Below are 19,040 nucleotides of genomic sequence, written 5' to 3' on the forward strand. Positions count from 1 at the left end.
CCCCGCCCCTCCGTCGAGGGCCAGCCTTACGGCCGAGGGCCAGCACACAGGGACGAGCCCTCGACGCTGGGGCTGGCCCTCGGCAGTGAGCGCTGGCCCTCGATCACTCGTGGCGGTTCTCAACCACGGGCGGCACGTCCACCATCGGCACCGCTACCACCTCCCGTGCAGTGGAGGTGCCCGGCGATCGGAGGCGGTGTCGCGCCGTGACGGACGTGGACGCGGGCTGGCGCGGCCCCCCGGGAGACGGTTCGACGGTGCTATGCGCTGGTGCCCGAGCTGGCGACGTTCCGCTGGGGCGAGGGCGGTGGCCACGCCCCGGGACGACGGCTGCCCCCGTCCGCGCCCTGCCCCGTCCGGTGAGGGCCAGCCTTACGGCCGAGGGCCAGCACACAGGGACGAGCCCTCGACGCTAAGGCTGGCCCTGGGCACGGAGGGCTGGCCCTCGAACGGGAGGGCTGGCCCTCGGCACGGGGGGGTGGTCACGAAAGCTGGACGCGGACGCGCGACGCAGGCACGTCCTCAGGCGATCAGCCGGCGCACCACCAGCGCCCGCGAGCCGGACGGGGTGGGCGTGAGCACCAGCGTCGCGGACGCCGGCCCCTTCGGCCGGAGGCGACGCCTCAGCACCGCGGGGTCGACGTCGAGGCCGCGCACCTTGATCTCGAGCACGCCGATCCCGTGCTCGCGCACCCAGCGACGCAGGTCCGCCTCATCGAAGGGGCGCTCCTCGAGCACCTCGAAGGTCGTGGCGAACGGGGTCGTGGCCGCACCGTCGGAGAACAGGTAGGCGATCCCGGGCTGCGGGCACCGCGCGTCGAGCAGCCTCGCCAGCGCGGCGAGCGCACCGGCCCGGATGACGGCCGGGTCGGGCTCGTGGAGGTAGCGGCCGACCGGTCCGGCCGCGGTGTCACGCCGCTCCCCCGCGTCCAGTTGCTCGCCGGAGGGCAGCAGCACTGCCGTCCGCCCGCCGGGCTCCCCTGCCCCCGACCACAGCGACGCCTCGACCAGGTCACCGCGATGGCTCACCCAGGTGGTGGCCACGCCGTCGGGGATGAAGCCGGACGGCAGCCCCGGCGCGGCCTTCACGCAGCCCGTGCGGCCGGCCAGCAGGCCGGTGACGAACTCCCACGGCGGCGAGAAGTCGGCCACGCGCCAGGTGCGGCCGGCGGCCGTGCGCCGGGCCGGATCGGCGAACACGGCCGCGCCCTCGCCGAGAAGCTCGTCGGCGACGTCCACCGCGTCCGCGCACCGCACGGTCGCGCTGTCGCCGAGGTTCGCCTGCGCGAGGACGGCGGTCGCCGGGTCCGCCTCCACAGCCACGACCTCGAGACCGGCGTCGAGCAGCGCGAGGGCGTCCGCGCCCACGCCGCAGCCCAGGTCGACAACCGTCCGGACGCCGGCGGCCCGGAACCGGTCCGCGCGCCAGCGGGCAACGTCCGCCCGGGTCGCCTGCTCCAGGCCGTCGGGGGTGAGGAACAGGCCGGTGGCCCGGTCGCCGAACTTCGCCACCGCGCGCCGGCGCAGCACCGCCTGGGTGAGCACGGCCGCCGCCTGGCCAGGCGGCCAGTGGCGCCGGAGCGCGGTCGCCGCGGCGAGGGAGCCCGGGTCGGGCTGGGACGACGCCTCCGCGAGGGCCGCCTCCGCCTGCGGCGAGACCAGCCAGCGTGCGAGTTCGGCGTCCACGGCAAGAAACCTAGCGCCGGGCACCCGCGGCCGGCGCGCCCGCTCCTATGATCGGCGCATGAAGGTGATGTCCGCGATCAGCGTTGCCCTCGGCGTCGTGCTGGCCCTCGTCGGTGTCGGCGGGACGGTCTGGGCGGGCTGGGTCTCGTACCGGCAGTGGCTCGCCCTGGACGCCCTGCGGAGCGCCGAGGTGCAGACCGCCACCCTGCCGCTGCTGATCGGCGGCGCGGGGCTGCTGGTGGGCGGCTTCCTTCTCGGGCTCGGCCTCGGGCGCCCGCGCCGCGTCATCTCGCCGGCCGAGGCCACCCCGCCGTCCGCCTGAGCGGAATCAGCCGGCCGAACCGAGCAGCAGGATCAGGACCCACAGCAGGCCGGCGGCGAATACCGAGAGGGCCAGGCCCAACAGGACGCCGACCCCGGTGCGGGCCGTCCGCCTGATCGAGAGCAGCACCACGCCGACGACCAGCAGGGCCACCGGCACCACCAGCACCGCACCGCTGGCCGGACTGACGAACGGCGGGATCGAGGGCATCGCCGCGCTCAGCCACGCTGCCACCGACACCAGCACCAGCGTCACTCCCAGGCCCATCGCCACCGAGCCGCGGCCCGCCACGGGCCGCGCCGAACGGGGCGGCCGCCGGGCGTGCTTGTAGGGCCCGGGCGGCAGGACGTCCTGCTGCTGGAAAGTGGGGCCCGGCGACGTGGCGAGGGAGCCCGTGCCCGGCGCCGCCCTGGCCGGGCGGGGCGCCTGGCCGGTGGCCGCAGGGGACGCCACGGGCGCAGGGGCGGGCGGGGGCATGAAGTCGGGGCGCTCCGGTCGTGGTCCGTCCGTCATCGGTGCCTCCTGTGGGTACCCGGGAGCCATCGATATCCACGCTAGTCGCCGGACCGCGTCGTGGGGAGGGGTGGGAGTGCTCAGCCCGCGACGGTGTAGCTCCAGCCGGCCGGACGCCCGTCCACGTACGGCATGACACCGTGGAACGCCGGGCCGTCGCCGAAGACCAGCGGGAGCCACGAGCGGTCGCCCTCCCACATCGGCAGGTCGCCGAGCGCGTCGAGGTCGTGCCAGGCCAGGGGGCCGTCGTCATTGCTCTCCGGCGGCGTCCCCTCCCAGGCGTCGACGACGAACACGAAGCCGAGCCAGTCCTCCCCGCCCGCGCCGAAGCCCGGCCACGAGATCGTGCCCCTCAGGCGGGCGGAGGTGACCGTGATCCCCGCCTCCTCCCGGAGCTCCCGGCACAGGCAGGTGTAGACGTCCTCCCCGGCCTCGAGCTTGCCGCCCAGGCCGTTCCACTTCCCCGCGTGCTCGTCGCCCTCCCGCGTGCGGTGCACCAGCAGGACGCGGCGCCCGTCCGGGCTGAGGAGGTAGCCGAGGGTCCCGACGACCGGGGTGTAGGGCACGGTCAGACCAGCACGGTGGACACCGGGAGGCCCGAGTTCGCGCCGATGTCGAGCGACGACGGACGCAGGCCAGCGGTCACCACCTCCGCGCCGAGGACGGCCATCATCGCGCCGTTGTCCGTGCACAGCGCCGGGCGCGGCCGCCGCAGCGTGATGCCCGCAGCCGCGGTGCGCTCCTCCAGCAGGGCCCGCAGCCGCGAGTTCGCCGCCACGCCCCCGCCCAGCAGGATGTCGGTGGTGCCGAGGTGCTCGCAGGCGTCCACGGCCTTGGCGGTGAGCACGTCGCAGACCGCCTCCTGGAAGGACGCGGCCACGTCGGCGACCGGGACGTCGAGCCCGTCGCGCCGGCGGGTCTCGACCCAGCGCGAGACCGCGGTCTTCAGCCCGGAGAACGAGTAGTCGAAGCGGTGACGAGCGAGGTCCTTCTGCGCGGTCAGCCCCCGCGGGAACGCGATCGCGTGCGGGTCGCCGTCGGCGGCCGCCCTGTCGATCACCGGTCCCCCGGGGTAGGGCAGGCCGAGCAGCCGGGCGACCTTGTCGTAGGCCTCGCCCGCGGCGTCGTCGATGGTGGCGCCGAGCTCGACGATGTCGCCGGTGATGTCGTTCACGCCGAGCAGCGAGGTGTGGCCGCCGGAGACCAGCAGCGCGGCGCAGGGCTGCGGCAGCGGCCCGTGGTCGAGCAGGTCGACGGCGACGTGACCGACGAGGTGGTTCAGCCCGTACAGGGGCTTGTCGAGCGCCACCGCGAGCGCCTTGGCCGCGGTCAGCCCGACGACGAGGGCACCCATCAGGCCTGGGCCGGCGGTGACCGCGATGGCGTCCACCTCGAACAGGTCGATGTCGGCCTTCTCGCACGCCCGCCGCAGCGTGGGCACCAGCGCCTGGAGATGCGCGCGGCTGGCCACCTCGGGCACCACTCCCCCGAAGCGCACGTGCTCCTCCACCGAGGAGGCGACCTCGTTGGCCAGCAGTTCGTGGCCGCGGACGATGCCGATGCCGGTCTCGTCGCAGGAGGACTCGATGCCGAGGATCAGGGGGCCGCTCACGCGCACACCACCGCCCAGGCGTCGTCGCCGGCCAGCGAGACCTGCATCACCAGCGCGTCCCGGCCGGGGCCGTAGTAGTCGCGGCGGGTGCTGATCGGCTCGAAGCCGAGGCGCCGGTAGAGCGCGACCGCCGAGTGGTTGTCGGGGCGCACCTCGAGCAGCATCCGGCGCGCGCCGACCGCGGACGCCCACTCGAGCCCGGCCCGGACGAGGGAGGCGCCGATGCCGGCGCCGCGGGCGGAGGGCCGGACGACCACGCGATGCAGGTCGGCCATGTCCTCCACACAGCTGAAGCTGGCCACGCCGATCACCCGGGCGTGCAGGTCGAGCCGGGCGAGCACGCGACGGTCGGAGGCGGCGAGTTCCTGCGCCCAGGCGGCCTCCGACCACTGCTCGGTGGCGTCGAAACCGTCCTGCTCGAGGGCGACGATGTCGGCGAGGTCGTCGGGACGGGCGTGCGTGATGATCATCGGTTCCCCATCATGGCCAGCCGCGGCTGCAGCAGGGTCGACTTGCGGGCGGTCGGCACCTCCGCGTCCGGACGGCGCAGGTAGAGCGGCACGAGGCCGGCGTCGGGCAGCCGGTCGGTGGACGCGGCGAGGAGCCCCGCGTCGAGGGCGTCGGGGCCGGCGGCCTCGCGTCCGGTGAGCGCGGCACCCGGACCGCAGAGCGGGAGCTCCGGGACCTCGGCGGGCGCGGTCACGAAGGGCCCGGCCACCCGGGACCCGTCGGCCGCGTACCGGGCCCAGTAGACCTCCTTGCGGCGGGCGTCGGCCACGACCGCGAACTCGCCGGCGGGGGCGTCGGGGCGTCCGGCCCAGTCGAGCGCCACGACGTCGAGACTGCACGCGCCGCGGACTCCCAGCCCGAGGGCCTCGGCGAGCGTGCGGGCCGCGGCCACACCGACCCGCAGGCCGGTGAACGGCCCTGGCCCGACGCCGACGGCGATGGCCGTGAGGTCCGCCACCGTGTGGCCGGCGTCGGCGAGCGCTGCGCGCACCAGCGGCAGCAACTGCTCGGCGTGGGCGCGCCGGTCCTCGACCACCCCCCGGGCGACGACGACGCCGTCGCGGGCAAGGCCCACGCGCACGTCGGTGGCGGTGTCGATGCCGAGCACCAGGCTCATAGCGCCTCCAGTTCTGCGCGGGCGGCGGTCCAGCGCTCACCGATCGGGGTGAAGAAGATCCAGCGGGTCTCGTCCTCGGGGTCGAGGGTGCGCCGGATGTCGACCTCCAGGTAGCCGTCGCCCAGGCCCTCCGCGATCCCCGCGCCCCACTCGACCAGGGTCACGGAGTCGTCGAGGGAGACCTCGAGGTCGAGGTCCTCCAGCTCGGCGAAGGACCCGAGCCGGTACGCGTCGACGTGCACCAGGCGCGGGCCGCCCGTGGTGGACGGGTGGACGCGGGACAGCACGAAGGTCGGCGAGATGATCGCCCCGGACACCCCGAGCCCCTCGCCGAGGCCCTGGGTGAGCGTGGTCTTGCCCGCGCCGAGGTCGCCGGAGGCGATGATCACGTCACCGGCGCGCACGACGCCGGCCAGCCGGCGTCCGATCGCCTGGGTGTCCTCCGCTGTGGGAGCTGCGCGGCGCACGGGCAGCTGGCGCGCGAGGGTGAGGCTGGTGCCGATGCGGTCGACCTCGACGAAGCCGTGCCGCCGCCACCACGCCACCACCTGCGGGAACTCCTCGCGGGCGACGAGTTCGACAGCGGCGACGCCGCGGGCGGTGAGCACCTCGATGGCCACCTCGACCATGGCGGACGCGATGCCCTGGCGCTGGAAGGACGGGCGCACCGACACCCGGTGGATGCCGGCCATCGGGCCGTCCACGCTCACGATCACCACGCCGGCAGGCTCACCGTCGACGAGCGCGAGGACACCGAAGCCGCCGGCGAGCGCCTCGGCGACCCGCTCCGGGGTCTCGGACAGCGCGGGCGGGGGCGGCTGGACGACGGGACGGCTACCGAAGGCCTCGCGGATCAGGTCGCACAGCGCGGGGGCGTCGTCGGCGCTCGGCTCGACGATGCTCAGGGTGCGGCCGTCACCGAGCAGGGTCTCGGCGAGCACGCTCAATTCAGTACCTCCCGCGGACGGACAGGACGGGACATCGGTCCGAAGCCGCCCGGAGAATGCTACCAGCGGGGCTCAGCGGGCCTGCCGTGCCTCGACCACCGCCAGCACCCCCGCGTACAGGGGGTGTTCCGGGGCGAGCCCGGTCACCGTGGCCACCACCTCGGGCGCGGTCGCCGTGGCGAGCAGCGCCTGGAGCTCCACCGCCTCGGGGTCGTCGGACGGGTCGAAGCGCAGGCCGGCACCGATCGCCTCCAGCAGCGCCGCGTGCCCCATCCCGCGCTCGGCGAGCTGCGAGGCGGGGCTGATGAACCGGTCGTTGCGGCTGAGCTTGCGCAGAGGCGCCCGGCCCACCCGGAGCGTGGTGTCGGGCAGGGCCGGGTTGGCGAAGCGCTTGAGGATCTTCTCCACGTACGCGGCCTGCGTCTCGGCCGGCACGCCGTGCTTGTCGACGATCAGCGAGGCCGTCTCGACGAGCACCGCGCGCACCCGGGCGAGCACGCCGGGGTCGGCGAGCGCGTCGGAGATCTTCTCGATCCCGGCCGCGTAGCCGAACCAGGCGCTGGTGGCGTGACCGGTGTTCACCGTGAACAGCTTGCGCTCGATGTAGGGCTCGAGGTCGGGCACCCAGGTGACGCCGGGGATGTCGGGGTGGGCGTCGCCGAACGGCGGGGTCTCGATGGCCCACTCGTAGAAGTTCTCGACGGTCACGTCCAGGCCGGCGGCCGGGTCCTGGTTGGGCACGATGCGGTCGACGGCGGTGTTGGCGAAGATCACCCGCGCGTCCAGGTCGGTGCCCGGATAGGCCTTGCGCACCTCGGCGGCGAGGATGTCGGTGCCGTTGATCGCGTTCTCGCAGGCCATCACCGCCAGCCGTCCCGCGCCCGCCGGGCGGGCCGCGACGCCGGCGGCGATCGCCGGGGCCACGAACTTCAGGATGTGCGCCCCGACCGCGGTGGTGACGATGTCGGCCGAAGCGATGGCGTCGGTCAGGGCCTCCGGCTCGGCGGCGGAGTTGAGGGCGGAGAACCCGCGGACCACGTGGGTCCGCGGGTCGTCCCCGACTTCGTGCACCTCGTAGCTGTCCGCCTCCTTGAGGCGCTGGATCAGCGCGTCCGCGACATCGGCGAACACCAGGTCGTACCCGGCGTGGTGGAGCAACAGTCCGACGAACCCGCGTCCGATGTTTCCCGCTCCGAAGTGCACTGCCTTCATCTAGGTGTTCACCTTCTTGAACGTGTCTGCGATCTCTTCGGCGGTGCCGGCGCTCTCCAGCGCCTTCACCGCGTCGGCGTCGAGGAACACCTCGGCGATCTTGCTGAGCAGTTCGAGGTGCTCGTCGTTCGCGCCGGCGATGCCGATCACGAACTTTACCGGGTTGCCGTTCCAGTCGATGCCGGACGGGTAGCGGACGACGGAGATCGCAGAGGTGCGGATCATCCCCTTCGCCTCGTTGGTGCCGTGGGGGATGGCGAGGTAGTTGCCCATGTAGGTTGACACCGACCGCTCGCGGTCGTGCATGGACATGACGTAGCCGTCCTCCACCGCTCCGGCGGAGACCAGCAGGGCGCCCGCCTCGTCGATCGCCGACCTCTGGTCGGTGGCCGTCCCGGACAGGACGATCGAGGACAGCTTCAGCACGCCCTCGCCGGCATCCTCCTCACCCGAGGGGGCCTCGGCCAGTCGCTGCGGGGCTGAAGCGGCGGCCGCCGGCGGCACCGGGGCGGACGGCTCCGGCGCGACGGCACGTGCGGGCGCCGCGGCGACGGCCGCGGGTACGGCAGCACCGGTCACCTCGTGCGACTCCCGGACGAGCTCGACGACGTCGTCGTACTTGGGGCTCGCCATGAAGTTGTCGACGGAGACGTGGACGGCCGACGGCGTCCTCTGCTTCGCCCGGTCGATCAGGTCCTGGTGGGAGACCACGACGTCGAAGTCGTCACCGAGGTTGGCGATCGCCTTGTTCACGACCGTCACGTCGTCGAAGCCCGCGGCCTGGATCTTCTTGCGGAGGACGGAGGCGCCCATGGCGGAGGAGCCCATCCCGGCGTCGCAGGCGAACACGATGGAGTGGATGGGGCCGGCGGCTGCCGCCGCGCCCGTGAGCAGACCGGAGACCGACGACTTCTTGCCCTTGAGGGCCTCCATCTCCGCCGTCGCTGCCGCAAGGTCGTCCTCGCCACCCTTGTTCCGGCCGAAGCCCAACAGCAGCGAGGCGACCACCATGGTCACGGCTGCGGAGCCGACGATGGCGAGGGTGACGCCGAGGTAGCTGTCGGTGGCGGTCTGGATGTAGACGGCGAAGACGGAGCCGGGGGCGGCGGGGGCGCGCAGGCCGACGCCGAACAGGACGTTGATGAACACCCCGGTCATGCCGCCGGCGATCATGGCCAGGATCAGGATCGGCTTCATCAGCACGTAGGGGAAGTAGATCTCGTGGATGCCGCCGAAGAAGTGGATGATCGCCGCGCCGGGGGCGGAGGCCTTGGCCGCGCCCTTGCCGAAGAACATGTAGGCCAGCAGCAGGCCCAGGCCGGGGCCGGGGTTGGCCTCGAGCAGGAACAGCACCGACTTGCCCACCTCGGCCACCTGCTGGGTGCCCAACGGGGTCAGGATGCCGTGGTTGATCGCGTTGTTCAGGAACAGCACCTTGGCCGGCTCGATCAGGATCGAGGTCAACGGCAGCAGCCCGGTGTTCACCAGGAAGCCCACCGCGGCACCGGCGGCGTTGGAGATCGCGGTGACGATCGGGCTCATGAAGAAGAAGCCGAAGATCGCCAGGATGCCGGCCCAGATGCCGGCGGAGAAGTTGTTGACCAGCATCTCGAAGCCGGGACGGATCTTGTGCTCCCACAAGGCGTCGAGCTTCTTCATCGTCCAGCCGCCCAGCGGGCCCATGATCATCGCACCCATGAACATCGGGATGCTGGTGCCGGTGATCACACCCATCGTCGCGATCGCACCCACCACACCACCACGGGTGCCGTAGACGTTCTTGCCGCCGGTGTAGCCGATCAGGATCGGCAGCAGGTAGGTGATCGTCGGCCCGACGATGCCCTTGCCGTCGAACGCACCCCAGCCACCCAGCGCCGCCACCCAGCCGTCCTCCGGCTGCGGCGACAACACATTGATCCAGCCGACCTTGATGAAGATCGCGGTGATCAGGCCCCACGCGATGAACGCGCCGATGTTCGGCATCACCATGTTCGACAGGAAGGTGCCGAACCGCTGCACCGCAACCCTCGCGGAACCCTTCTGCGCCGAGACGTCGGTACTCATGTCACTCCCTCGTGCCGTAGGTGTCCGCCGGGGCACTCCACACCGAGGGCCGCGACGCGGCAACCGTCCTTCGCTGGCCGCCTCCCAGCAGGCTAAACCCTCCCTGTGACGCCGGGATGGCGTCGGTGGGGACACTCACGAATTCTGCGCAAGTTCCCAGACTGCCCTTGGGAAGGTCGCGGCGAGCTCCTGCGGAGGCAGCGGCCCCGGCGTGCGCCGGGCGGCGAGCGCCTGGAGCCCGGCGGCGGCGAGGGCCGCCTCGGCCGCGCCGAGGCCGGCAGCCAGCAGGCTCCCGCAGGCTCCGGCCAGCACGTCGCCCGACCCCGCCTGGGCCGTCCACGCGGGCCCCGGCGGCGCGAGCCAGATCCGGTCGTCCCCGGGCGAGGCGACGTACTGCGTCGCGCCCTTGAGCAGCACCGTGCAGCCGGTGGCGTCCGCGACGGCCCGCACGGCGGCGGGCGGGTCGGCCTCCACCTCCGGACGCGAGGACCCCAGCAGCCTGGCCAGCTCGCCAGCGTGCGGCGTCAGCAGGACGCCGGCGTGCCCGCGCTCGGGCAGGTGGCGCAGGGCGTCCGCGTCCACGACGAGGGGGACGCCGGCCCCGACCGCGCGGGCGACCACGCCGCGGTCCTTCCGGTCGCCCCAGCCGGAGCCGAGCACCAGGGCCTGCACGCGTCCCTGGCCGACGACCACGTTGGGGAACCGGTCGAGGATGCGGGCGGCCACCGCGGGCGCGCCGAGGTAGCGGACCATTCCTGCCCCGGCTCCCACCGCGCCGGCGGCGGTGAGCACCGCGGCGCCGGGGTAGTCCACCGAGCCGGTGTCGAGCCCGACCACCCCGCGGGAGTACTTGTCGCTGCGCGCGTCGGGCACCGGCCACGCGGACGCCAGGTCCGCGTCCGTCCACTGCGTGACCGCGGGCCCGGACAGGTCCAGGCCGAGGTCCACCAGCTCGACCTCGCCGCACGCGGAGCGGGTGGGCTCCAGGAGCTGGCACACCTTGTGGCCGCCGAAGGTGACGGTGAGCCGGGCGACGACGTGCGGCTCCTGCGAGAACGGCGGTTCGGGCGCGAGCCCCGACGGCAGGTCGACGGCCACCACGGGCACCCGCAGTTCGGCGCACGCCGACGCGAACGCCGCCACGTCCGCGGCCAGGCCCGGGCGCGAGCCGATGCCGGCCACGCCGTCCACGACACAGTCGGTGCGCGGGAGCTCGGCCCTCGCGGCCGCCGCGTCGAGGTCCCGTCCGCCGGCGGCGAGGAACGCGTCCCAGCCGCCCGGGTGCACGCCGGAGCCGGTGCGCCACGCGCCGACGCGGACGCCCCGCCGGGCCAGCCGCGCGCCCGCGAACAGCGCGTCCCCGCCGTTGTTGCCCGAGCCGACCACCAGCAGGACGCGGGAGCCGTACGCGCCGCCTCGGCCGGTACCCAGGCGGCCGTCGTGCAGCCGCCGCAGGATCGCGGCTGCGAGGCCGGCTGCCGCCCGTTGCATCAGGGCGTCGCCGCCCGCACGGGCCATCGCCCGGGACTCGGCCTCGCGGATCCGGGCGACGCTGTAGCCGTGGATCATCTCAGGCCTCGCAGACCACCACCGCGGACGCGATCCCGGCGTCGTGGGTGATCGAGAGGTGGATCGTCGCGATGCCGCGTTCCGCCACGAGGGCCGCGACCGTGCCCGCGCAGGAGAAGAAGGGCTTCCCGGCCTCGTCCTTGCGCACCTCGACGTCGGTCCACACCAGCCCGGTCGGCGCGCCCAGCGCCTTCGCGAAGGCCTCCTTGGCCGCGAAACGGCCGGCCATCCGCTGCATGGACGTGTCGTGCTCGGCGGGGGTGAAGATCTTGTCGAGCAGCCCGGGCGTGCGCGCCACCGCCTCGCTGAAGCGCGAGACCTGGGTGACGTCGATGCCGATGCCGACGATCATCGCCGCTACTCGACCGTGACGCTCTTGGCGAGGTTGCGGGGCTGGTCCACGTCGTAGCCCTTCAGCGTGGCCAGCTCGCAGGCGAACATCTGCAGGGGGACTGTCGCCACGAGCGGCTGGAGCAGGGTCGACACCTTGGGCAGCCGGAACAGCACGTCGGCGTACGGCTCGACCTCCGCGTCCCCCTCCTCGGCCAGCACCACGGTCAGCGCGCCGCGCGCCCGCACCTCCTGGATGTTGGAGACGACCTTGTCGTGGAGCTGGTCGCGGCCCTGCGGCGGGACGACGATGAAGATCGGGATGCCGTCCTCGACCAGGGCGATCGGGCCGTGCTTCAGCTCGCCCGCGGGGAAGCCCTCTGCGTGCAGGTAGGCGATCTCCTTCAGCTTCAGCGCGCCCTCCAGCGCCACCGGGTAGCCGACATGGCGGCCCAGGAACAGCACCGACTTCTGGTCGACGAACCGCTTCGCGAGCTCCTTGATCGGGTCGAGCTCGTCGAGCACCTTCTGGATCAGCGGCGGCGTGGCCGCCAGCTCGCTCATCACCGCGTGGATCTCGTCGTCGTACATGCTCCCCCGCACCTGGGCGAGGTAGAGGCCGAGCAGGTAGCAGGCCGCGACCTGGGTCAGGAAGCCCTTGGTGGACGCGACGCCGATCTCGGGGCCGGCGTGGGTGTAGATCACGGCGTCCGACTCGCGCGGGATCGTCGCGCCGTTGGTGTTGCAGATCGCGATCACCTTCGCACGCTGCTCGCGGGCGTGCCGGATCGCCATCAGGGTGTCGGCGGTCTCCCCCGACTGGCTCAGGGTGACCACGAGGGTCGAGCCGGTGATGATCGGGTCGCGGTAGCGGAACTCGCTGGCGATCTCGACCTCGCAGGCGATGCGGGTCCAGTGCTCGATGGCGTACTTGGCCACCAGACCGGCGTAGTACGCCGTCCCACACGCGACGATGATGATCTTGTCGATCGACCGCAGCTCCGCCTCGGGGATGTGCAGCTCGTCCAGGCGCAGCGACCCGTCCGGGTTGAACCGGCCCAGCAGGGTGTCGGCGACCGCCCGCGGCTGCTCGTAGATCTCCTTGCGCATGAACCAGTCGTAGCCGGACTTCTCCGCGGCGGACAGGTCCCAGGTGACCTCGAACGGGTGGGTCGGCGCCGGACGTCCGGCGAAGTCGGTGACCGTGACCGAGGTCGGGGTGACGTCGACCACCTGGTCCTGTCCGAGCTCGATGGCGTTGCGGGTGAACTCGATGAACGCCGCCACGTCGGACGCGACGAAGTTCTCGCCCTCGCCGACGCCGACGACCAGCGGGGAGTTGCGGCGCGCGGCCACGAGCCTGTCCGGCTCGGCGGCGTCCACCGCGACGAGGGTGAACGCACCCTCCAGGCGTCCGCAGACCGTGCGCATGGCGTCGGCGAGGTCGGCGCCCGCCTCCACCTCGCGGCCCAGCAGCTGGGCGGCGGTCTCTGTGTCGGTCTGGGAGGCGAAGGTGACGCCGTCCGCCTCGAGCTCGGTGCGCAGCACCGCGAAGTTCTCGATGATCCCGTTGTGGATCAGGGCCACCCGGCCGCCGGCGGACAGGTGCGGGTGCGCGTTGGCGTCCGTGGGACCGCCGTGGGTCGCCCACCGGGTGTGGCCGATGCCCAGGCCGGTGTCGGGGATGGGGTGGTCGTCCAGCTCGGCGTCCAGGTTCGTGATCTTGCCCGCCTTCTTGCGGTACTCGATCCGCCCGTCCGACACGACGGCGACGCCCGCCGAGTCGTACCCCCGGTACTCCATCCGCCGGAGGCCGGCGACCACGACATTGCGAGCGACACGAGGCCCCGTGTAGCCGATAATTCCGCACATAGCGGCCACTGTAGTGGCGCGTTCGGCACACTTGTGCCCTAATCCCGGTGGCGGGCCCGGCACGAGGTGAGGTGGTAATGGCACCAGCGATCAACGTCCACGACGAGGTGGGCGCGCCAGAGGACAACCCGTACGGGCCCTACCTCACGCTGGACCGGCGCCACTGGGCCGCGCTCGCGGCGTCCCGTCCGGCGAACCTCGGCGAGGCCACCCTTGAGCGCCTGCGCGGCATCGGCGACCCCACGGACGCCGCGGAGGTGCGCGAGGTCTACGCGCCGCTGACCGACCTGCTCAGCCTGTACATGGAGCGCACCGGCGCCCTGTTCTCCGCCAGTCACGAGTTCCTCGGCCTGTCCGGCCAGCGGACGCCGTTCGTGATCGGTGTGGCCGGCTCGGTGGCGGTCGGGAAGTCCACCACGTCCCGGCTGCTGAAGGAGCTCATCTCGCGGTTCCCGTGGCACCCGCGCGTCGACCTCGTGACGACCGACGGCTTCCTGTACCCGAACGCCCGGCTGGAGAGAGACGGGCTCCTGGAACGCAAGGGCTTCCCGGAGTCGTACGACCGGCGGCGCCTGGTGCAGTTCGTGATGGACGTGAAGTCGGGTGCGCCGCAGGTGACCGCCCCGGTGTACTCCCACCTCGTCTACGACATCGTGCCGGACGAGGTGATCACGGTCTCCCAGCCCGACGTGCTCATCGTCGAGGGACTGAACGTCCTCCAGCCGGCCCGCCGCCGCACCGACGGCACGACCGGACTGGCACTGAGCGACTTCTTCGACTTCTCGGTGTACGTGGACGCCGCGCACACCGACATCCGTAACTGGTACGTGTCGCGCTTCCTGCGGCTGCGGGAGACCGCGTTCCAGGACCCGGGCTCCTACTTCGTCCGCTACGGCCGGCTGTCGGAGGCCGAGGCCACCCAGGTGGCCCTCGACATCTGGGGCCGGATCAACGGGCCGAACCTGGAGCTGAACATCCGCCCGACGCGCGCACGGGCCACCGCAATCCTGCGCAAGGGTCCCGACCACCAGGTCAGCTGGGTGCGGATCCGCAAGGTCTGACGTCCGGACTGCTCGTCCCCCTCGGCCCTGACGTCGCCCACTTCGCCCCCGTAGGCGGACGGGGACCGGGACGAGGGACGGGCGAGGCGCTCAGCGCGCGGGCTCGAGGCTCAGGCGGTCGCGGACCACCTCTGCCAGGCGCTGGGCGACCTCCATGGCACGCTCCGCGGTGTCGGCCTCGACCATCACCCGCACCAGCGGTTCGGTGCCGGACGGACGCAGCAGTACGCGGCCGTTGCGGCCCAGTGCCCTCGACTCTGCGGACACGGCGGCGTTCACCACCGGGTCGATGCCGGCCCGCGCCTTGTTCACGTTCGGCACGTTCACCAGCACCTGGGGCAGACGGGTCACGACCGCGGCGAGGTCGCGCAGGGTGTGCCGCGTCCGCGCCATGCGGGCGGCGAGGTGGAGGGCGGTGAGCACGCCGTCGCCGGTGGTGGCGAACTCGCTCATGATCACGTGGCCGGACTGCTCGCCGCCGAGGGTGAAACCGTTGGCGTTCATCGCCTCCAGCACGTACCGGTCGCCGACCTTGGTCTGGTCGACGTGGACGCCGGCGTCGCGCATGGCGTTGAGGAAGCCGAGGTTGCTCATCACGGTCGCCACCACGGTGTCACTGTGCAGCGTGCCCTGCTCGCGCATGGCGAGGGCGAGGATGGCCAGGATCTGGTCGCCGTCGACGACCTCGCCGGTGTGGTCGACGGCCAGGCAGCGGTCGGCGTCCCCGTCGAGCGCGATGCCGAGGTCCGCGCCGTGCTCGAGAACGGCCGCCTGGAGCGAGGCCATGTGGGTGGAGCCGCAGTTGTCGTTGATGTTCAGCCCGTCGGGCTCGGCGTGCAGCGGGACGACGGTCGCGCCCTGGGCGTCGAAGGCGGCCAGGGCGGTGAGGCAGGCCGCACCGTTGGCGCAGTCGACGACCACCGTGAGTCCCTCGAGGCTGGCGTCGGCGCCGAGGCTGGCCACGAGGTGCGCGACGTAGGCCTCGATGGCGCCGGGGTCGTCGATCACGCGGCCGACACCGGCTCCGGTGGGACGCAGCCACACCTCGTCCATGCGCTGCTCGATGGCGTCCTCGATCGTGTCGTCGAGCTTGACGCCGCCACGGGCGAAGAACTTGATGCCGTTGTCGGGCATCGGGTTGTGGCTGGCCGACAGCATCACGCCGAGGTCGGCGTCGAGGTGTCCCACGAGGTGGGCGACGCCCGGGGTCGGGATGACGCCCAGCCGCACGACGTTCACCCCGGCGGACGCCAGGCCAGCGACCACTGCGGCCTCAAGGAATTCCCCACTGGCACGGGTGTCGCGCCCGACCAGTGCCACGGGACGGCGGGACGCACCGAACGCGCCCGCCTCGCCCAGCACGTGGGCGGCCGCGACCGACAGCTCGAGAGCGATCTCGGCGGTCAGCTCGAGGTTCGCGGTGCCGCGAACCCCGTCGGTTCCGAAAAGTCGAGCCACGGCCCGACCCGGATCAGCGCTTGCTGTACTGAGGAGCCTTGCGGGCCTTCTTGAGGCCGGCCTTCTTGCGCTCCTTGACGCGGGCGTCGCGGGTCAGCAGGCCGGCCTTCTTCAGGGCCGGACGGCTCGCCTCTGCGTCCACGGCGTTCAGCGCGCGGGCGATGCCCAGGCGCAGCGCACCGGCCTGGCCGGTCACGCCGCCGCCGACGATCGTCGCGATGACGTCGTAGGAGCCGACGACCGCAGCGGTCACGAAGGGCTCGTTGACGGTCTGCTGGTGCAGCTTGTTCGGGAAGTAGTCCTCGAGGGTGCGACCGTTGATCGAGAACTGGCCGGTGCCCGGCTTGATCCGGACGCGGGCGATGGCCTCCTTGCGGCGGCCGGTGGCGCCGGCAGGGGCGACGACGGCGGGACGGCCGCCCGGCAGCGGGGCGCTCGGCTGGGCCTCGGCGCGGTAGGCGATCTCCCGATCGTCCTCAACGAAGGGGACGACCTCGTCGGCCACGGTCTCTTCGACGGTCTCGGTCACGGTGCTTCCTCGGCTCACTGAGCGATCTGGGTGATCTGGTAGGGCTGCGGCTTCTGCGCGCTGTGGGGATGCTCGGGGCCGCTGTAGACCTTGAGCTTCTTGATCAGCTGACGAGCCAGCTTGTTCTTGGGCAGCATGCCCCACACCGCGCGCTCGACGGCCTTGCGCGGGTCGGTCTTGAGGAGCTCGCCGTAGGGAACCGCGCTCAGGCCGCCCGGACGACCGGAGTGGCGGTACGCCATCTTGTCGGTGGCCTTGTTGCCGGTGAGGGCGATCTTGGACGCGTTCACGACCACGACGAAGTCGCCGGTGTCGACGTGCGGCGCGAACTGCGGCTTGTGCTTGCCGCGCAGCAGGGTAGCCGCAGTGACGGCCAGCCGGCCGAGGACGACGTCCTCGGCATCAATCACGTGCCAGTCCCTGGTGATCTCGCCAGGCTTGGGGCTGTACGTAGACACGAGTCTGCGACCTGCTTCCATGAGTTGTAGCTCTTCGCGGTGCGGGATCCACCCTCAGGGCGGACCTCAGCGCAACAGCGCCTTAGATTACCGTGCCCTGATCAGGGGGTCAAAACCGGGCTCTCCTACCACTGCCCGCGCCCCTCCGGGGGCGTGACACTCCGCCCGGGCCGGCCCTGACCGCGCCGCACGAGGAGGACGACGCCGACCGTCACCGCGGGCCACACGATGTTCGCCCAGAACATCCCGCCACCGAGCATGAACAGGCCGGCCGCGTACAGCACACCGCGCACGGCGAGGATCGACAGCTGGGCGATCCACTTCGCCTGCAGGGACGGCAGAGCCCACCAGCAGAACACGCTGAGCAGCACCGCGAGGACGGTGCTGGTGAGGCCGCTGTCCACCCACGCGACGAGGCGGCGGACCGGCGGCGGATCGCTGCCGATCTCGACGACGTCCCGCTCCAGCCAGGTCCCGGCGGGATCGCGCACGAAGGCGTAGCGCCAGCTGATCGCCACGGCCCGCGCGCTGTCGGCAGGGTCCACCGCGAGTCCGATGAAGGCCGGTGCGGTGTCGGGGTCGGCCTCGACCACCCAGTCGCCGCCCCCGACGCGGCGCTCCACCAGGTGACGGCTGCGGGAGGTCCTCGGGTAACCCTCCGGGTAGTCCATCCGCGCCCGGTAGCAGGTGCCGTCCCCGGCGCAGGCCGACCAGGCCTCGGACCCGACCTTCGGCGCGGACGCCAGGGCGAGCGGACGCCCGGACCGCCACCACGTGAGTCCCCCGTCCGTGCTCGCGAGCCAGCGCTCGCCGACGCCGTAGTCCGGCTCAACCCGGACGTAGAAGGCGCCACCGGCGTAGCCGGCCTCCTCCACCCCGCCGAAGGGGGCTGGCGCCCGGAGCGTCGCGGCGCCGCCGGTCACGACCACCCACGCCGCGACCAGCAGCCCGACCCCGGCCACGATCCTCTTCGCGGCCGGCCCGGCCGTCATCCCGATCCCGCTTCCGGGGGCTCCGTCCCCCCGGCCGCCCGCCGGGATCGCCGGTCGAGCCACCACGTGAACCTCATCAGGACGGCAAGGACGACCACGACCAGCGCCCACGTCGCATACATCTGCACCCGCCTCACCGGGGAGGCCAGGACGCCGAGGACGAACACGACCCCGAGCGCGAGGACGTTCATCACCTGGAACACCACCCGTGCGGCGAGCCACGGCACCAGGAGCCAGCCCAGGAGGCTGGCCAGCACGAAGACCACGAGGCCGAACCCGGGGGTGCCCAGCGATGTCACCAGTTCGCGCTGCCACTCGGGGTCGCTGGCCGGCGCCACCAGGTCCACCGCGCGCCAGGCGCCGGACGGGGTGCGCACCTGCACGGTCGTCCCCACCGCCACCACGGCGTGCTCGCTGCTCGCCGGGTCGATCGCGATCCCGTTGACCCGGTAGCTGCTCGACCCGAGGTACTTCTCGGCCCTCCAGTCGCCCCCGGGCACCCGCCGCTGGATCCACCAGCCCCGGTCCCATTCCTGGCTGCCCGCGACGTGGACCCCGGCCACCCGGAGGCACACGCCATCGGGAACGCAGGACTGCTGGCTGCCGTCGTGCCCGAGGCGCTCGGCCTCGGGGATCGGGCCCGGGTCGTCCTCCCTCGCCCACGTCACCCCGGCGTCGGTGCTGCGCATCCACCGGCTGCCGTACCCGCCCTCGAGGTACACCTCGGCGTGGAAGGCGCCGTCGGTGTACCCGACGGCCCGCACCTCGCTGGGCGGTGGGGGCGAGGTCGCCGTGGTCGCGGCCACCGCGGCGAGCAGCCCCAGCACGGCCCAGCCCCGCCGGGTACGCGAGGACGGGACGGGACCGCGCCGCCGGAGGACGACCCACAGCGGGGGCAGCGCGAGGAGCGCCACGAGGTCGGTCGCGTCGCGCAGCGTGGTGCCGCCACCCAGCAGCGGGGCGACCGCCTCGGCCACGCCCGGCACGGTCTTGAGCGCGAGGAAGGCCAGGCCGGCCAGCACGGTCCCCGGGCCCGGCCCGACCAGCACGGAAACCAGGGTCGCGACCACCACCAGTCCCGCGACATCGCTGAGCTTCCCTGTGACCGGGCCCGGCCACGTCGCCTTGAACAGGTGGTCGTTCAGGGCCAGGAGCAGCACGGCGACGAAGAACCAGGGCCTGGCCAGCCAGGGCAACCGGTTCCGGATCATGCCCGCCACCCTAGGGACGGCCGGCCGTTCTCACCGGCCGTTGAATGGGGAGCAACCCGATCGTTACCGACGGCGTGT

At 72.9% G+C, this 19,040-nt stretch carries 19 protein-coding genes; 2 read left to right on the plus strand and 17 right to left on the minus strand.

All coding sequences use genetic code 11. The features are described from left to right. Positions 1-522 precede the first annotated feature (522 nt). Positions 523-1,686, minus strand: coding sequence for a class I SAM-dependent methyltransferase (locus ACFQQJ_RS00640; RefSeq protein ID WP_377103127.1), 1,164 nt, complete (start codon positions 1,684-1,686; stop codon positions 523-525). A 58-nt stretch (positions 1,687-1,744) separates the two neighbouring features. Here ACFQQJ_RS00640 and ACFQQJ_RS00645 point away from each other — a divergent pair, with 58 nt between their 5' ends. Then, a complete protein-coding gene (locus ACFQQJ_RS00645) occupies positions 1,745-2,008 on the plus strand; it encodes a hypothetical protein (RefSeq protein WP_377103128.1) in 264 nt (87 codons plus the stop codon). A 6-nt stretch (positions 2,009-2,014) separates the two neighbouring features. Here ACFQQJ_RS00645 and ACFQQJ_RS00650 read toward each other — a convergent pair whose 3' ends face one another. The 11 genes from ACFQQJ_RS00650 to glmS all read right to left on the minus strand — a co-directional run bounded on the left by ACFQQJ_RS00650 (position 2,015) and on the right by glmS (position 13,253). Next, complete coding sequence (locus tag ACFQQJ_RS00650; protein WP_377103129.1) at positions 2,015-2,521, minus strand: hypothetical protein; 507 nt, start codon at positions 2,519-2,521, stop codon at positions 2,015-2,017. An 80-nt stretch (positions 2,522-2,601) separates the two neighbouring features. Further along, positions 2,602-3,087 carry an NUDIX domain-containing protein gene (locus ACFQQJ_RS00655; protein WP_377103130.1) on the minus strand — a complete coding sequence of 162 codons (486 nt, stop codon included), beginning with the start codon at positions 3,085-3,087 and terminating at the stop codon, positions 2,602-2,604. Positions 3,088-3,089: 2 nt separating this feature from the next. Beyond that, on the minus strand, positions 3,090-4,133 hold the full coding sequence (tsaD, locus tag ACFQQJ_RS00660) for a tRNA (adenosine(37)-N6)-threonylcarbamoyltransferase complex transferase subunit TsaD (protein WP_377103131.1): 1,044 nt from the start codon (positions 4,131-4,133) through the stop codon (positions 3,090-3,092). Further along, on the minus strand, positions 4,130-4,603 hold the full coding sequence (gene rimI / locus ACFQQJ_RS00665) for a ribosomal protein S18-alanine N-acetyltransferase (protein ID WP_377103132.1): 474 nt from the start codon (positions 4,601-4,603) through the stop codon (positions 4,130-4,132). The genes tsaD and rimI overlap by 4 nt, the downstream gene beginning before the upstream one ends. Continuing rightward, positions 4,600-5,259 carry a tRNA (adenosine(37)-N6)-threonylcarbamoyltransferase complex dimerization subunit type 1 TsaB gene (gene tsaB / locus ACFQQJ_RS00670; RefSeq protein WP_377103133.1) on the minus strand — a complete coding sequence of 220 codons (660 nt, stop codon included), beginning with the start codon at positions 5,257-5,259 and terminating at the stop codon, positions 4,600-4,602. Before tsaB ends, rimI begins: the two co-directional genes overlap by 4 nt. Further along, complete coding sequence (gene tsaE, locus ACFQQJ_RS00675; RefSeq protein WP_377103926.1) at positions 5,256-6,200, minus strand: tRNA (adenosine(37)-N6)-threonylcarbamoyltransferase complex ATPase subunit type 1 TsaE; 945 nt, start codon at positions 6,198-6,200, stop codon at positions 5,256-5,258. The genes tsaB and tsaE overlap by 4 nt, the downstream gene beginning before the upstream one ends. Positions 6,201-6,278: 78 nt before the next feature. Next, positions 6,279-7,418 (minus strand): mannitol-1-phosphate 5-dehydrogenase, encoded by a 1,140-nt coding sequence (locus tag ACFQQJ_RS00680; RefSeq protein ID WP_377103134.1) that lies wholly within the window; start codon positions 7,416-7,418, stop codon positions 6,279-6,281. Then, a complete protein-coding gene (locus tag ACFQQJ_RS00685; RefSeq protein WP_377103135.1) occupies positions 7,419-9,482 on the minus strand; it encodes a PTS mannitol transporter subunit IICBA in 2,064 nt (687 codons plus the stop codon). Positions 9,483-9,617: 135 nt separating this feature from the next. After that, positions 9,618-11,051, minus strand: coding sequence for a bifunctional ADP-dependent NAD(P)H-hydrate dehydratase/NAD(P)H-hydrate epimerase (locus ACFQQJ_RS00690; protein ID WP_377103136.1), 1,434 nt, complete (start codon positions 11,049-11,051; stop codon positions 9,618-9,620). A 1-nt stretch (position 11,052) separates the two neighbouring features. After that, positions 11,053-11,403: a holo-ACP synthase gene (locus ACFQQJ_RS00695; RefSeq protein ID WP_377103137.1), complete on the minus strand. Its 351-nt coding sequence runs from the start codon at positions 11,401-11,403 to the stop codon at positions 11,053-11,055. Positions 11,404-11,408: 5 nt separating this feature from the next. Then, positions 11,409-13,253, minus strand: a complete 1,845-nt coding sequence (gene glmS / locus ACFQQJ_RS00700) for a glutamine--fructose-6-phosphate transaminase (isomerizing) (RefSeq protein ID WP_377103138.1) — start codon at positions 13,251-13,253, stop codon at positions 11,409-11,411. A gap of 89 nt (positions 13,254-13,342) precedes the next feature. Between glmS and coaA the strand changes: the two genes are divergently transcribed. Continuing rightward, the gene (gene coaA, locus ACFQQJ_RS00705; RefSeq protein WP_377103928.1) at positions 13,343-14,314 is read left to right on the plus strand and encodes a type I pantothenate kinase; all 972 of its coding nucleotides are present in this window, start codon (positions 13,343-13,345) and stop codon (positions 14,312-14,314) included. A 90-nt stretch (positions 14,315-14,404) separates the two neighbouring features. Here the strand turns inward: coaA and glmM are convergent, their stop codons facing one another. The 5 genes from glmM to ACFQQJ_RS00730 all read right to left on the minus strand — a co-directional run bounded on the left by glmM (position 14,405) and on the right by ACFQQJ_RS00730 (position 18,962). Then, positions 14,405-15,772 (minus strand): phosphoglucosamine mutase, encoded by a 1,368-nt coding sequence (gene glmM, locus ACFQQJ_RS00710; protein WP_377103139.1) that lies wholly within the window; start codon positions 15,770-15,772, stop codon positions 14,405-14,407. Between the two features lie 13 nt (positions 15,773-15,785). Further along, positions 15,786-16,319 (minus strand): 30S ribosomal protein S9, encoded by a 534-nt coding sequence (rpsI, locus tag ACFQQJ_RS00715; RefSeq protein WP_377103140.1) that lies wholly within the window; start codon positions 16,317-16,319, stop codon positions 15,786-15,788. Continuing rightward, positions 16,316-16,759 carry a 50S ribosomal protein L13 gene (gene rplM, locus ACFQQJ_RS00720; protein ID WP_377103141.1) on the minus strand — a complete coding sequence of 148 codons (444 nt, stop codon included), beginning with the start codon at positions 16,757-16,759 and terminating at the stop codon, positions 16,316-16,318. The genes rpsI and rplM overlap by 4 nt, the downstream gene beginning before the upstream one ends. Positions 16,760-16,884: 125 nt before the next feature. After that, complete coding sequence (locus ACFQQJ_RS00725) at positions 16,885-17,751, minus strand: hypothetical protein (RefSeq protein ID WP_377103142.1); 867 nt, start codon at positions 17,749-17,751, stop codon at positions 16,885-16,887. Continuing rightward, positions 17,748-18,962, minus strand: coding sequence for a hypothetical protein (locus tag ACFQQJ_RS00730; RefSeq protein ID WP_377103143.1), 1,215 nt, complete (start codon positions 18,960-18,962; stop codon positions 17,748-17,750). Before ACFQQJ_RS00730 ends, ACFQQJ_RS00725 begins: the two co-directional genes overlap by 4 nt. Positions 18,963-19,040: the final 78 nt, after the last annotated feature.

Origin of the sequence: Propionicimonas sp. T2.31MG-18 (genome assembly GCF_964266745.1) — a bacterium.
Taxonomy (GTDB): Bacteria; Actinomycetota; Actinomycetes; order Propionibacteriales; family Propionibacteriaceae; genus Propionicimonas.